The following is a 13,480-nucleotide window of genomic DNA, read 5'->3' as shown; positions in this document are numbered from 1 at the left end:
CGGCCTCGATCGGTTACGGATACGGTGGCTTGTAGCCGGAACCGCGGCCATGCGCCATGTCTGCGCGCGCATGGGTGGTTTCCCGCACAGTTAAAGCTTGTCTTTCGGGCTTGGCCGTGGCCCCCGTGAGCCAGCCGCCCTGCGGGCGGTGCCGTCCGTCCCGATTGCGGCATGAGTTCGGACGTCCACAGGGGGAAAGATGGGGGCGGTGTTGCGTCTGGTCGTGGCGTGGGCGAGCGTCGCCGCGTTCTTCGTGTTCGGGCCCGCCTGGCTCGCCGACCTCGGATCGCCGCTCTGGGCCACGGGCCTGTTCCTGTGGCTGTTCCTCGTGATCCTGTGGGCGGCGTTCGGCGTGGTCCACGAGGCCGAGGAACTCGCCCATCGCCTCGGCGAGCCCTACGGCACCCTCGTTCTCACCCTCTCCATCGTGGTGATCGAGGTGGTCCTGGTGTCCGCCGTGATGCTGTCCTCGAAGGCGGTGCCGACGCTCGGACGCGACACGATGTTCGCCGTGCTGATGATCGTCCTCAACGGCATCGTCGGCCTCGGCCTGCTCATCGGCGGCCTGCGCCATCACCAGCAATCCTACAACCTGCAGGGCACGTCGGCCTTCCTGTCGGTGATCATCCCGCTCACCACCATCGCGCTGATCATCCCGAACTTCACCACCTCGACGAGCGGCGGCACCCTGACGCCCGTGCAGGCGATCTCGTTCTCGCTGTTCACCGTGTCGCTCTACGGGATCTTCCTGCTGATCCAGACCGGACGGCACAGCAGCTTCTTCATCCACGACGGCGGGCGGATCGCGAAATCGAACCCCGGCACCGTTGTGCCCGAAGCCGAGGCGCCCGAGGCGGACCGGCAGACGGCCGCGATCCTGAAGCACGTCGGTCTCCTCGTCGCCAACATCCTGCCCATCGTCCTGCTGTCGAAGAGCCTCGCGGCGATCCTGGACCACGGCATCGCGGCGCTCGGTGCGCCTTCGGCCCTCGGCGGCGTCCTCATCGCAGCCATCGTGTTCACCCCGGAGGGCATCAGCGCCCTGAAGGCGGTGGCGCGCAACGAGCTGCAGCGGGCGATCAACCTCTGCCTCGGCGCCGCGACCTCCACCGTCGGCCTCACGGTGCCGGCGGTCCTGGCCGTAGGCCTGCTGACGGGCCAGACCGTGGTCCTCGGCCTCGCGCCGACGGAGATGACGCTGCTCGTCGTGACCCTGATCCTCAGCACCCTGACGTTCTCGGGGCTGCGCACCACGGTGCTGGAGGGGGCCGTGCACCTCGTGGTGTTCTTCGTCTATCTGGTTCTGATCTTCAGCCCGTGATTCGGCGGACATCATGAGCGACATCCTCGTCATCGGCGCCGGCGTGGTCGGACTCGCCGTCGGTCGGGCGCTCGCCCTGCGGGGCCATGCCGTGGTGGTGGCGGAGGCCGAGGGCGGCATCGGCACGGGCGTGTCTGCGCGCAACTCCGAAGTGATCCATGGCGGGATGTACTATCCCGAGGGCTCGCTCCGGGCACGGCACTGCGTCGACGGCGCCCGGAGGCTCTACGGGTTCTGCGCCAGCCACGGCGTACCGCACCGCGCCTGCGGCAAGCTCATCGTCGCTACCGATGCGGCCGAGGGCGCCGCCATCGCGGCGATCCATGCGCGCGGGATCGCCAACGGCGTCGAGGGTCTGGCGCTCGTCGACGGGGCCGAGGCCCGCGCCCTGGAACCCAATCTCGCCTGCGTCTCCGCCCTCCACGCCCCCGGAACCGGCATCGTCGACAGCCACGCCCTCATGCTCGCCCTGCAGGGCGACATCGAGGATCGCGGTGGCGCCATCGCGTTCCACAGCCCGGTCGCGCGCCTGTCATGGGCGGACGGCGCCTGGGTCGCGACGGTGAACGGGGATGCGCTGCCGTTCGACGCCGTCGTCAATGCCGCCGGTCTCGGAGCACAGGCTATCGCGAAAGCAATCGACGGGTTCCCACCCGTCCGCATCCCGCGAAAGATCCTCGCCAAGGGGAGCTATTTCGGCTGCCTCGGCCGCCCGGCTTTCGCGCGGTTGATCTATCCGGCCCCCGTCGAGGGCGGGCTGGGCATTCATCTCACCCTCGATCTCGCCGGGCGCATGCGCTTCGGTCCCGATGTCGAGTGGGTGGAAACCGAGGATTACGCCGTCGATCCCGATCGCGCGCAAGCCTTCGCCCGTGCGATCCGCCGGTATTGGCCCGGTTTGCCCGAAGGGGTGCTGACCCCCGATTATGCCGGCATCCGTCCAAAGATCACCGGACCGGGCGAGCCCGCGGCGGATTTCGTCATCGACGGGCCGGCGCAGCATGGGCTGGACCGCCTCGTCCACCTGTTCGGCATCGAGAGCCCGGGCCTCACCGCGAGCCTGTCCCTCGCCGAAGAGGTCGCCGATCGGCTGTTGGCGTAGGAGATCGACGTCAGCCGCCGAAGCGTTCCGTCCGAATGGTGCCGGGCGCAAGACCGGCATCGACGAGGAGGTCGGCGGCCGTGTTCACGAACGGATTTGCGCCGCAGATGAAGGTGTGGCGCGGGCGCCCGAGGCGTTCGAGCGCCTGTCCGATGAGGGCGGCATCGATGCGCCGGCCGCCCTCGCCCGTCAGGTTCAGGATCCAATCGAAGCCGGGCTCGTCGCGGCGCCTCCGGTCGAGTTCGTCCTGGGCGATCGCCTCTGCCGCTTCGCGGACCGAATAGACCAGAAGGACCGGAACGTCGGGCGCCGCGATGGCCCGATGGCGCAGCATCGCCAGGAGCGGCACCACGCCCGAGCCGCCGCCGATGAGGAGCAGGGGGCCGCCATCCTCCGGTCGCCACACGAAGGCGCCCCCGATGGGACCGCGCAACGCCACGGTGTCGCCGACTTCCGCCACCCCGTCGAAGAACCCCGAGACCTCGCCCTCCGGCAGGCCCTCGACCATGAGTTCGACGATCCCGTCCGGGCTCGGCGCGGAGGCGATGGAGTAGCTGCGCTGAGCCTGGTAGCCGTCGGGTGCGGTCAGCCGGATATCGACGTGCTGCCCCGCGAGAGCCGGGCGGTCGAGCATCACGGCCAGCCGGAAGCACTTCACCCGCGGGGTCACCTGACCGATGCCCACGATGGTGGCATCCAGCCAGGGCAGAGGCTTCATCTCAGTCACCGGTGAAGCGCTGCTCGCGCCACGGGTCTCCGTACATATGATAGCCCCGCATCTCCCAGAAGCCACCCTCATCCTTCTGTGTGAAGCGCAGACCCTTGAGCCACTTGGCGCTCTTCCAGAAGTAAAGGTGCGGCACGAGGAGGCGCGCCGGGCCGCCGTGATCCGGCTCGATCGGCGCGCCGTCGTAATGGGTCGCCACCATGGCCCGGTCCCCGGTCAGGTCGGCGAACGGCACGTTGGTGGTGTAATCGTCGTATCCCTCCGCCAGGGCGAACGCCGTCGGCGCCGCGACGCCCGCATTCGCCAGAAGATCGTCGATTCCGACGCCCTCCCACGCCGTGTCGAACTTCGACCACTTCGTGACGCAGTGGATGTCGCCGCCCCAGCGCGTGCGCGGCAGGGCGTTGAATTCGTCCCAGGTCCAGATCTTCAACGGTCGCGATCCGGCCCGGAGGGTGAAGCGCCACGCGTCGAGATCGATCCGCGGATTCGGCCCGATCTGCAGAACCGGGAAATCCGCCGTGAGATATTGGCCCGGCGGCAGGCGCTCCCGCGTCGCCTCGGGCGGGCGTCGTCCGGTGAAGCCGCGTGTGCTCATGTCACCCTCGTTCGGGCTTTCGAAACCGCGCCTCCTTCCCCGTGCATCGGCGGGGAGGGCGCGTCGCGGCGCCGGATCAGCGGTCGCGCATGACGATCCACAGGGCGTGCACCATGCCCGGAACGATGCCCAGGACCGTCAGTAGGATATTGAGAAGGAACTGCAATCCGATGCCTGCCGTCATCAGGACGGCCAGGGGCGGCAGGAAGATGGCGAGCAGGATGCGAACGAGATTCGACACGATGTCTCCGGGACGTGATGGTGCCCGCGCAAGGGCGCGATAGCAACATTGCCGTTCCGACGATGGTTCCCGGTGGCTGTTTTTAAACATCTGCGTGCGATTTTGACGAACGGCGCGGCACACCCCGATAGGCTATGATCAAGACGCTCATCCACGAAATGGAACACGCCGTCACTATCGGAACACCCGATCAGCGTGCGGCGATGCTTCGCCGAATCACGGCTCTGTTTACCGATCACGCCGTCGCCCTGGGCGAGAGCGGGATCGAACCCTTCGATGCGATCATCCTTCACCTCGCCCGAAACGTCGAGGCCGCGGCCCGTTCGGCCCTCGCCGAGGAGATCGCCGATATCGCCAATGCCCCGCGCCGCGTCGTGCGCGACCTCGCCTTCGATCCGCAGATCACCGTCGCGGGGCCGGTCCTCGCCCGATCCGTGCGGCTCGACGAGGACGACCTGCTTCGGATCGTCAGGGAAGCCGGCCCATTGCATCTCGATGCGGTTTCGCGGCGACGGACCCTGAGCGAGCGGATCACCGACATCCTCGTCACGCGGGCGGCGACCCAAGCCGTGCGCCGGATCGCCGGGAACGAGACCGCGCACCTGTCGTCGACGGGATTCGGGACCTTGGTGGACTTGGCGGGGAAGGATCCGGTTCTGCGGGCGGTGCTCGATCTGCGCCGATCCATCCCCGAACTCCGCCGGATCGAAGCCCCGCCGCTCTCGCCGGCTTCCCCCGGGGGCGTCGATCTCGAGGAGAAGGCGATCGTCGCCCTCGTGGTACAGGGACGGGTGGACGATGCCCTGGCCGCCATCGCCCGCATCGCCGGGGTGCCGACCGAGATGGCGTCTCAGGCCCACCGTAATCCGGATCTCGATCCGCTTCTCTTTCTCCTACGGGCGTCCGATCTCGGGTGGGGGACCCTCAAGCACCTGATCCAGGCCCGGTCCGGCCGTCGCCTGTCGCCGGAGGACATGCGGGGGACCTTCGAGGCGTTCCAGGCCCTGTCGGTGGCCACGGCCCGCCGTTCGGTCCGCTTCACCGCGTCCAAGGGCCGGACCAAGGCCGCTTGACGCCGCGGCGCACGGGCTGCCACCCCTGGTCTCAGGAGGCGCCGTGCTGGTCGACCTGTTCCACTACCTGACGACCCCCGCCCCCTGGTCGCATCGCCGGCGGGGCTACCTGCGCGAGAGTGTCCTGCTCCTGTCCCGCTCGCGCCGGTGCCAGACGGCCTGGGAGCCGCATCTCACACGGGCCCGTGCCGTGATCATGCGGGCCTGCGAAGGTCTCCCTCGATATCGCACCGTCGTCGTTCTCGGCTCGGGCCTCCTCGACGACGTACCCCTGGACCACCTCGCCCGCCGCTTCACCCACATCCGCCTCGTCGATGCCGTGCATCCGTGGCCGACCCGATGGACGGTGCGCCACCGTCCCGACGTCACCCTGGTCACGGCCGATCTCACCCGGCCAGGGGCGGTTCCCGATCACGGGGGCGGGCCGGAGATCGATCTCGTGATCTCCGCCAACCTGCTTTCGCAACTGCCGATCCTGCCCGTCGACGGCTCCGGAGGGGCGGATCCGCAGCTCGGTGGGCGGATCGTCCGAGCTCATCTCGACGGCCTGTCCCGCCTCGCGGCGCGGGTCTGCCTCGTCACCGACGTCCTGCAGACCGAAGAGGACCGCGACGGCCGTGTGACCGACCGCCTCGACCTCCTCCACGGCGTTCCGCTTCCGACACCCGACGCGTCCTGGACCTGGGATCTGGCGCCATTCGGCGAGGCCGCGCGGGACCGCCGTCTCGTCCACCGCGTCCACGGCTACGCGGACTGGCATGCCGCACTCGGCGGCCCAGACCGGCCCTGAACGCGAAAAGCCGCCCAACGGGGGCGGCTTTCCAGAGCGATCGCGGCAAACTTATTCGGTGATCGGCGTCACATCGTCGGTACCGGCGGAGCCGGGCTCGGCCCCATCGGTCCCCTCGAAGCGGGCCCGGCGGCGACGGCGTGGCTTCGGAGCCGTCGGCGTTTCGTCGGGGGAGGACGGGGCCCCCTGCGGAGCGGCTTCCTCCGCCGTGCGGGGCTCGACGGGCCGTTCGGTGGGAACGGGACGCGGTGGCGTCATCAGAAAGGCCGGCAGGCCGGATACGTCCTCGGCCGGCGCACGCTCGGCCTCGTCGCGACGGCGGCTCCGCCGGGGCGGTGCATCCGCCACCCGGCGCGGCTCGGTCGGCTGGAAATCCGGCCGCGCGGACTCCGGACGGACAGGCTCCTGCCGCACGGGTTCGGGGCGGACGAAGTCCGGTCGCACCGGATCCTGACGGGCGGTCTCCTGCCGGACGAAGTCCTGACGCGGGGCCTCGTCGCGCCCGCCATCCTGCGGGGCCTCGGCGTTTCGATTGGATTCGAACCGCGCGCCGTTGTTGCGACGGCCATATTCCTGGCGCGGCTGCTCGTTGCGGGGCTGATCCTGCCGATCCCGGTCCTGGCGCTGCTGGTCCTGGCGCGGCTGGTCCTGGCGCGGCTGGTCCTGCCGACCGTAATCCGGTCGCTGGTTGTCCTGTCGCGAAGAATCCGGCCGATTGTAGTCCTGCCGCTGGCCGTCCTGCCGGGACCCGTCGGGGCGCTGGTTGTCGAAGCGCTGCGGACGGTCGTTGCGGTTGTTGAAGCGGTCGCGCCGGTCGTTGCGGTCGTTCCGGTTCTGGCCACCGTCCTGACGCGGATACTCCTGACGCGGCGAATCCTGCCTCTGGGACTCCTGCCTCTGGGACTCTTGCCGTCCCTCGTAGGCCGGCGGCTGATACGCCGGCTGGGGCTGCTGGCCGGGATCGGTGTAGTCGTCGTTGTAGGAATGGGCGGCGTAGCCGAGCGGTGCGCCCTGGTCGTCGCCACCATCCTCGTCGCCGTCGTCGTCGAAGCCGTTGCGGGCGTAGCCGCCGGCGGCCTGCTGACGGTTCTGCTCCTGCGCGCCCGAGATGATGCGAAAATAATGCTCGCCGTGCTGGAAATAATTCTCCGCCGCCACGGGATCGCCGCTCGCCTGCGCGTCACGCGCGAGCTGAGCGTATTTATCGGCGATGTGCTGGGCGGTGCCGCGAATCTTGACGTCCGGACCGTTCGATTCGTAGGACCGGGTCAGCGGGTTCGGACCCTTGGGGCGGTTGCGACCGCGCACCCGTCTGTTCTGGTTTGGTCTCATCGGTCTCGATTGACCCTCGTTCGTACGGGAGCTGGTGAGGCGGTCCGGGACCCGGCGGCCTTGAGCCGAAATCCGGCCCGGCCATGGTGACCCCGGGAGGGGGACCGTGTGATCCGGTTTGTCAGGTCCGCGATCGGAATCGGAATGCGCCGTGCTTGCCGTGTGTCCCGGTCCACCGAGGCTCGCGCTCGCGTTCAGGCGCTCTTCGGTTTTCAGGCTCGAAGTGACCAAGTTCCTGCGCGTCGTCTCACAGCGCGCCAACCTGATCGTGGGGAGATCGCTGAGGAGCGTCGCGGACTACGAGCCGGCACCATTCCTGCCACGATCCGTCTCGACGGATCGTTTTTCGATCTGACTGAGAGCCTAGCCGGTCGCCGCGACGGCAACAAGCATTTTTTCGCGGCACCCCCGGTTGTTCACGACGATTCTCGTCCGAGCGGCGCATCCCGTCCCCGACATCGCCATCACTTCGACGCGAACGCGACCACGCGGGCATGTCCAGCCAGGTCGTGGGTGATGCCGGCCGCCACGAAGCCACGCTCGCGGCCGAGGGTCAGCACGGCCTCCGCCTGGTCGTGGCCGACCTCGAACAGCAGGCTTCCGCCCGTCGCCAGCCGCACCGGCCCCCGCGCCACGTCATCCAGGATGCGCCGGTAGGCATCGAGCCCGTCGACGCCGCCATCGAGGGCCGCTGCCGGATCGTGGAGGCGGACTTCATCGGCCAGGGTCGCGATGACGCCGAGCGGGATGTAGGGCGGATTCGAGACGATGAGGTCGAACGCGGCCATCAGGCCCGCGCACCAGTCGGCACGCATGAAGGCGGCCCGGTCGCCGACCCCATTGGCCGTGGCGTTGGTGCGGGCCTGGATCAGGGCGCCTTCCGAGCGGTCGAGGCCGATGCCGAAGGCGTTGGCGCGCTCGGACAGCAGGGCAACGAGGATGCAGCCCGAGCCGGTTCCGAGGTCGAGGATGCGCAAGGGGCTTGTGCGGTCGGGATGGCGTCCGAGGGCCGCTTCCACCAGGGTCTCGGTGTCGGCGCGGGGCACCAGGGTCTCGGGCGCCAGTCCGAACGGGAGGCCCCAGAATTCCCAGGCGCCGACGATCCGGGCCACGGGTTCGCCCGCGAGGCGCCGGGCGAGGGCCTCCGATAGGGCCGCCGCGCCCGCCGGCCCGATGGGTTCGAAGCCACCGAGGATGAGCTCCGTCCCGCTGAGGCGGAGGACGTCGAGGACGAGGAAGCGGGCGTCGCTGTCGGCGATGCCGCCCTCGGCAAGGCATCGGGTCGCGTGCCGTAGGGCTTCCTGACGAGTCGTGCCCGCGATCAGAGACATGGTCGTGACCGGAGACATGGCCGGCTCAGGCCATGCCCTCCGCGGCGAGCAGCTCGGCCTGATGCTCCGTCACCAGCGCGTCGATCAGCTCGTCGAGGGCCACGCCCGCCAGCACTTCCTCGAGCTTGTACAGGGTGAGGTTGATGCGGTGGTCGGTCACCCGCGCCTGGGGAAAGTTGTAGGTGCGGATGCGCTCCGAGCGGTCGCCCGAGCCGACCTGCGACTTGCGGTCGGCGGCCCGCACCGCGTCCTTGGCCGTGCGCTCGGCATCGTAGAGCTTCGAGCGCAGGAGCTGCATCGCCCGGGCCCGGTTCTTGTGCTGCGAGCGCTCCTCCTGGACGAAAATCACGATCCCGGAGGGCAGGTGGGTGATGCGGATGGCCGATTCCGTCTTGTTGACGTGCTGGCCGCCGGCGCCCTGCGAGCGCATGGTGTCGATCTTCAGGTCGGCATCGTTGATGACGATATCGACCTCCTCGGCCTCGGGCAGCACCGCCACGGTGGCGGCGGACGTGTGGATGCGCCCCTGCGTCTCGGTGTCGGGCACTCGCTGCACTCGGTGGGCGCCGCTCTCGAACTTCAGGCGGGCGAACACGCCCTTGCCCTTCACCTCGGCGATGACCTCGCGGTAGCCGCCGACGGTGCCCTCGCTCTCGGAGATCACCTCGACCTTCCAGCCCTTGGCGTCGGCGTAGCGGCCGTACATCCGGAACAGGTCGCCGGCGAAGAGCGCGGCCTCGTCGCCGCCGGTGCCGGCGCGGATTTCCAGGATGGCGGATTTCTCGTCGGCGGAGTCCTTCGGCAGCAGGATGAGCTGCAGGGCGCGGTGCGCCGCCTCCAACCCGGCTTCCGCCTCGGGCTTCTCGTCGGCCGCCAGCGCCCGCATCTCGGAATCGCTGCCCGGCTCGTCCATCAGCGCCTGGATGTCGGCGAGGTTGGAGGCGGCGGCCCGGTAGGCGTGGATCGCCGCGACGACGCCCTCCAGCTCCGACAATTCGCGGGACAGCTGGACGAAGGTGTCGGAATCCGCCGAGCCCGCGCTGAGGGTCGCGGTGACGATGTCGTGGCGCGTCAGGATGGCGTCGAGACGGTCGGAAGGAATGGGGGTCATCGCCCGTGGGGTACTCTCACCAGTGTTTCGGGTCGGCGCGGTCGGTCCGGAGGGGCCAGGGTCGGAAACTCTGAAGGCCCGCTAGATAGGAACGCCGTGCGCCTTGGCGAAGGCGCTGAGCGCCGGCCGGAGGGTTGCGCCGTCGCCGGCGCGGGCCATCTCGGCGTCGATGACGGCCGCGATGGCGGCGGCGTCGAGGGCGAGCACCATGGCCTTCACCGGGCCGATGGCGGCCGGTGACATGGAGAGGTGCCGGAAGCCGAGGCCGATGAGGGCCATGGCCTCGAGGGGCTTGCCGCCGATCTCGCCGCAGACCGTGGCCGGGCAGCCGGCCGCCGCCGCCCGCTCGGCGATGAGCCGGAAGGCGCGCAGGGCCGGCACGCTCAGGGTGTCGAACCGGCCCGCCACCCGCCGGTTCTCGCGGTCGACGGCGAAGAGGAACTGCATGAGGTCGTTGGACCCCACCGACAGGAAGTCGGCGGCCCGCGCGATCTCGTCGATCTGGAACAGGAGCGAGGGCACCTCGACCATCACGCCGAGCTTGCAATCGCTCGGCAGCGGGTGGCCGTGGCGGCGCAGGTGCGCCTTCTCGCGCTCGACGATGGCCTTGGCGCGGGTGAACTCGTCCACCGTCGCCACCATGGGGAACATGATCTTGAGGGGTCGGCCCCCGGCCGCGCGGAGCAGCGCCCGCAACTGCACCCGCAGCAAAGCCGGCCGGTCGAGGCCGATGCGGATCGCCCGCCAGCCGAGCGCCGGGTTCTCCTCCTCGAGGGCCGGCATGTACGGCAGGATCTTGTCGCCGCCGATGTCGAGGGTGCGGATCGTCACCGGCAGGTCGCCGGTGGCGGTGAACACCGCCTCGTACAGGGTCTGCTGCTCGGCCGCCGACGGCATGCGCTGGGCGACCATGAACTGGAGTTCGGTGCGGAACAGGCCGATGCCGTCCGCGCCCGTCTCGGCCAGATGGGTGAGGTCGATGAGCAGACCGGCATTGAGCTGCAGGCCGATGGCGACCCCGTCGCGGGTCACCGCCGGCAGGTCGCGCAGGGCCCGGTACTGCTCCTGACGCTTGGCGCGGACCCGCACCATCTCGCCGTAGGCCGCCTCGATCTCGGGACCGGGCCGGACCTGGATCTCGCCCGTTGCGCCGTCGACGATGATGGCGTCTCCGGCGTCGCAGAGCGCCGTGGCGTTGGCGATCTCGCCCACCGCCGGGATGCCGAGCGCCCGCGCGACGATGGCGATGTGGCTCGTCGGGCCGCCTTCCTCCAGGACGACGCCGCGCAGGGCCGTGCGGTCGTAGTCGAGCAGGGCCGCAGGCCCCATGGAGCGGGCGACGAGGATCGCGTTCTCGGGCAGCACCCGGTCGCCGTTGCCCTCGTGGCCGATGAGGGTGCGCAGGAGCCGGTTGGCGAGGTCGTCAAGGTCGTGCAGGCGGTCGCGCAGATACGGATCGCTCTGGCGCATCATCCGGGCGCGGTTGTCCGACTGGACCCGCTCGACGGCGGCCTCTGCCGTCAGGCCCGACTGCACGGCCTCGCGCATCCGGCGCAGCCAGCCCTTGTCGTGGGCGAACATCCGCACGGTCTCGAGGACCTCGCGCGATTCGCCGGTGCCGATGCTGTCGCCGCGTTCCACGAGGTCGTCGATGGCGGAGCGGACTTCGCCGATGGCCTGTTCGAGGCGCTCGACCTCGCGGTCGAGGTTTTCGGCGATGAGCCGCTTCACCACGATGCGCGGCTCGTGCAGCACCACGTGCCCGAGGCCGATGCCGTCGGCGAGCGCCACGCCGCGCTGGCTCACGGCCCGCCGGGCCGCGGATCCGGCCCCGGGGGCCAGCGCCTGGAGTTCGCCCGAGGCGATCATCTCCGACAGCACCATGGCGGTGGTCTGGAGCGCCTCGATCTCCTCTTCCGAATAGACCCGGTAGGTCTTGTTCTGCACCACGAGCACGCCGAGCGTGTTGCCCGCGCGCAGGAGCGGCACGCCCAGGAAGGCGTGATAGGCCTCTTCGCCCGTCTCCGGCCGATAGGAGAAGGACGGGTGCGACTGGGCGTCGGACAGGGAGAGCGGCTCGGCCGTCTGCGCGATGAGGCCGACGAGGCCCTCGTCCGCGCGCATGCGGGTGAGATGGACCGCTTCGCGGTTCAGGCCCTCGGTGGCGAACAACTCGAGGGTGTTGTCGTCGCTCAGCACGTAGACCGAGCACACCTCCGCCACCACGTTGGCGGCGATCAGGGTGACGATCCGGTCGAGACGTGCCTGTGGACTGACCGGCTCCGCCATCGCTTCGCGGAGGCGGCGCAGCAGCAGGCGCGGTCCTCCAGGCGCAGCGGGCATGGTCCCTCGATCCGGCTTCGGTTCGAGGCGTGATCCGATCCGGCCGGATCGCGCCTCTCATTCCTTGTGTGTCGTGCCCTCAGACGAACCGGTATCCACTTCGTCGGACAGCGCGCTCACGCGGCATCACGCGCAAGAATCGTGCGCGCGATGGGCCAATGTGTTCAGGCCTGGTCGAGGCCGTATAGCGAGTGGAGCGTACGCACGGCAAGCTCCGTATAGGCGGAGTCGATCAACACGGAGAACTTGATCTCGGATGTCGTGATCGCCCGAATGTTGATGCCCTTCTCGGCGAGCGCCCGGAACGCCTTGGCGGCGACGCCCGCGTGGCTGCGCATGCCGACACCGATGGCCGAGACCTTCACCACGTCCGTGGCACCCTCGATCTGGGCGAACTCGATGACGCCGCTCTGGGCATCGAGGATCTGGCGCGCACGATCGTAATCGGCGGACGGGACCGTGAAGGTCATGTCCGTGGTGGACTGATCGCCCGAGACGGTCTGGATGATCATGTCGACGTTGATGTTGGCGTCCGCCAGGGGCCCGAAGATGGCGGCGGCGATTCCGGGGCTGTCCTTGACCTGGCGCAGCGTGATCTGCGCCTCGTCCTTCGAGAAGGCGATCCCGGTGATGATCTGCTGTTCCATGGTCTCGTCCTCGTCGCAGATGAGGGTTCCGGGGCGTGCGTTGTCGGGCGGGTCGAAGCTCGATCGCACCGTGGTCGGCACCCGGTGGACCATGGCGAGCTCGACGGAGCGGACCTGCAGGACCTTGGCGCCCAGGGAAGCCATCTCCAGCATCTCCTCGAAGGTCACGCGCTCCATGCGCCGGGCCTTCTGAACGACGCGCGGATCAGTGGTGTAGACGCCGTCGACGTCCGTGTAGATGTCGCAGCGCTCGGCACCGATGGCGGCCGCGATGGCCACCGCGCTGGTGTCCGAGCCGCCCCGGCCGAGGGTGGTGACCCGGCCCGTCGCCTCGTGCATGCCCTGGAAGCCGGCGATGACCGCGACCTCGCCGCGCTTGAAGCCAGCATCGAGGCGGGCGCCGTCGATGCCCTCGATGCGGGCCGAGCCGTGGGCGTCGGAGGTGAGGATCGGGATCTGCCAGCCCTGCCACGAGCGGGCTTTGAGACCGGCCTTGCGCAGGGCGATGGCCAGCAGGCCGGCGGTGACGAGTTCGCCCGAGGCCACCACGGCGTCGTACTCGGCCTCGTCGTAGATCGGGTTCGCGTCCTTGACCCAGGCGACGAGCTCGTTGGTCTTGCCCGACATGGCCGACACCACAACAGCGACCTCGTAGCCGGCCGCGACCTCGCGGGCGACGTGGGCCGCCACGTTGCGGATGCGCTCGACATTGGCGACGGACGTGCCGCCGAACTTCATCACCAAACGGGCCATGCAGCGTCCGCGTCGATTCTCGTGGAAAGGGAGCCGTGGTGCGGCGGGCCGGACAAACGCCCGCGTCGCTCTGCGGCTGTACCGGACAGGGCTTCGGCGGGTACAAGGGCT

The 13,480-nt window shown here is 69.5% G+C and carries 12 protein-coding genes; 4 read left to right on the top strand and 8 right to left on the bottom strand.

Features of this window, described 5'->3' with window-relative positions:
- Positions 1-199: 199 nt before the first annotated feature.
- Both ASG60_RS08335 and ASG60_RS08330 read left to right on the top strand, forming a co-directional pair.
- Entirely contained in the window at positions 200-1,321 is a 1,122-nt protein-coding gene (locus ASG60_RS08335; protein ID WP_056169819.1) for a calcium:proton antiporter, read from the top strand.
- A 13-nt stretch (positions 1,322-1,334) separates the two neighbouring features.
- Entirely contained in the window at positions 1,335-2,423 is a 1,089-nt protein-coding gene (locus tag ASG60_RS08330) for an NAD(P)/FAD-dependent oxidoreductase (RefSeq protein ID WP_056384977.1), read from the top strand.
- A gap of 10 nt (positions 2,424-2,433) precedes the next feature.
- On the opposite strand, the gene ASG60_RS08325 is transcribed toward ASG60_RS08330, so the two are convergent.
- From ASG60_RS08325 to ASG60_RS23415, 3 genes are all read right to left on the bottom strand, one after another.
- Positions 2,434-3,141, bottom strand: a complete 708-nt coding sequence (locus tag ASG60_RS08325; RefSeq protein ID WP_056384975.1) for an FAD-binding oxidoreductase — start codon at positions 3,139-3,141, stop codon at positions 2,434-2,436.
- Position 3,142: 1 nt separating this feature from the next.
- Positions 3,143-3,748 carry a sulfite oxidase-like oxidoreductase gene (locus ASG60_RS08320; protein ID WP_056384974.1) on the bottom strand — a complete coding sequence of 202 codons (606 nt, stop codon included), beginning with the start codon at positions 3,746-3,748 and terminating at the stop codon, positions 3,143-3,145.
- A gap of 76 nt (positions 3,749-3,824) precedes the next feature.
- A complete protein-coding gene (locus tag ASG60_RS23415) occupies positions 3,825-3,989 on the bottom strand; it encodes a YqaE/Pmp3 family membrane protein (RefSeq protein WP_244472960.1) in 165 nt (54 codons plus the stop codon).
- Positions 3,990-4,192: 203 nt separating this feature from the next.
- On the opposite strand from ASG60_RS23415, the gene ASG60_RS08315 reads away from it, so the two are divergent.
- Both ASG60_RS08315 and ASG60_RS08310 read left to right on the top strand, forming a co-directional pair.
- The gene (locus ASG60_RS08315; protein ID WP_162238642.1) at positions 4,193-5,062 is read left to right on the top strand and encodes a DUF2336 domain-containing protein; all 870 of its coding nucleotides are present in this window, start codon (positions 4,193-4,195) and stop codon (positions 5,060-5,062) included.
- Positions 5,063-5,105: 43 nt separating this feature from the next.
- Positions 5,106-5,852, top strand: a complete 747-nt coding sequence (locus ASG60_RS08310) for a hypothetical protein (protein WP_056384972.1) — start codon at positions 5,106-5,108, stop codon at positions 5,850-5,852.
- A 51-nt stretch (positions 5,853-5,903) separates the two neighbouring features.
- Here ASG60_RS08310 and ASG60_RS08305 read toward each other — a convergent pair whose 3' ends face one another.
- The 5 genes from ASG60_RS08305 to ASG60_RS08285 all read right to left on the bottom strand — a co-directional run bounded on the left by ASG60_RS08305 (position 5,904) and on the right by ASG60_RS08285 (position 13,369).
- Positions 5,904-7,160: a DUF4167 domain-containing protein gene (locus ASG60_RS08305; RefSeq protein ID WP_056384970.1), complete on the bottom strand. Its 1,257-nt coding sequence runs from the start codon at positions 7,158-7,160 to the stop codon at positions 5,904-5,906.
- A gap of 488 nt (positions 7,161-7,648) precedes the next feature.
- Positions 7,649-8,515, bottom strand: coding sequence for a peptide chain release factor N(5)-glutamine methyltransferase (gene prmC / locus ASG60_RS08300; RefSeq protein WP_156398841.1), 867 nt, complete (start codon positions 8,513-8,515; stop codon positions 7,649-7,651).
- A 25-nt stretch (positions 8,516-8,540) separates the two neighbouring features.
- The gene (gene prfA, locus ASG60_RS08295) at positions 8,541-9,626 is read right to left on the bottom strand and encodes a peptide chain release factor 1 (RefSeq protein WP_056169796.1); all 1,086 of its coding nucleotides are present in this window, start codon (positions 9,624-9,626) and stop codon (positions 8,541-8,543) included.
- 81 nt (positions 9,627-9,707) lie between these two features.
- On the bottom strand, positions 9,708-11,969 hold the full coding sequence (ptsP, locus tag ASG60_RS08290) for a phosphoenolpyruvate--protein phosphotransferase (RefSeq protein ID WP_056169793.1): 2,262 nt from the start codon (positions 11,967-11,969) through the stop codon (positions 9,708-9,710).
- Between the two features lie 164 nt (positions 11,970-12,133).
- Positions 12,134-13,369: an aspartate kinase gene (locus ASG60_RS08285; RefSeq protein ID WP_056169790.1), complete on the bottom strand. Its 1,236-nt coding sequence runs from the start codon at positions 13,367-13,369 to the stop codon at positions 12,134-12,136.
- Positions 13,370-13,480 lie beyond the last annotated feature (111 nt).

The organism is Methylobacterium sp. Leaf469 (assembly GCF_001424745.1).
Classification (GTDB): domain Bacteria; phylum Pseudomonadota; class Alphaproteobacteria; order Rhizobiales; family Beijerinckiaceae; genus Methylobacterium.
This window is presented reverse-complemented; position numbering and strand designations above follow the sequence as displayed.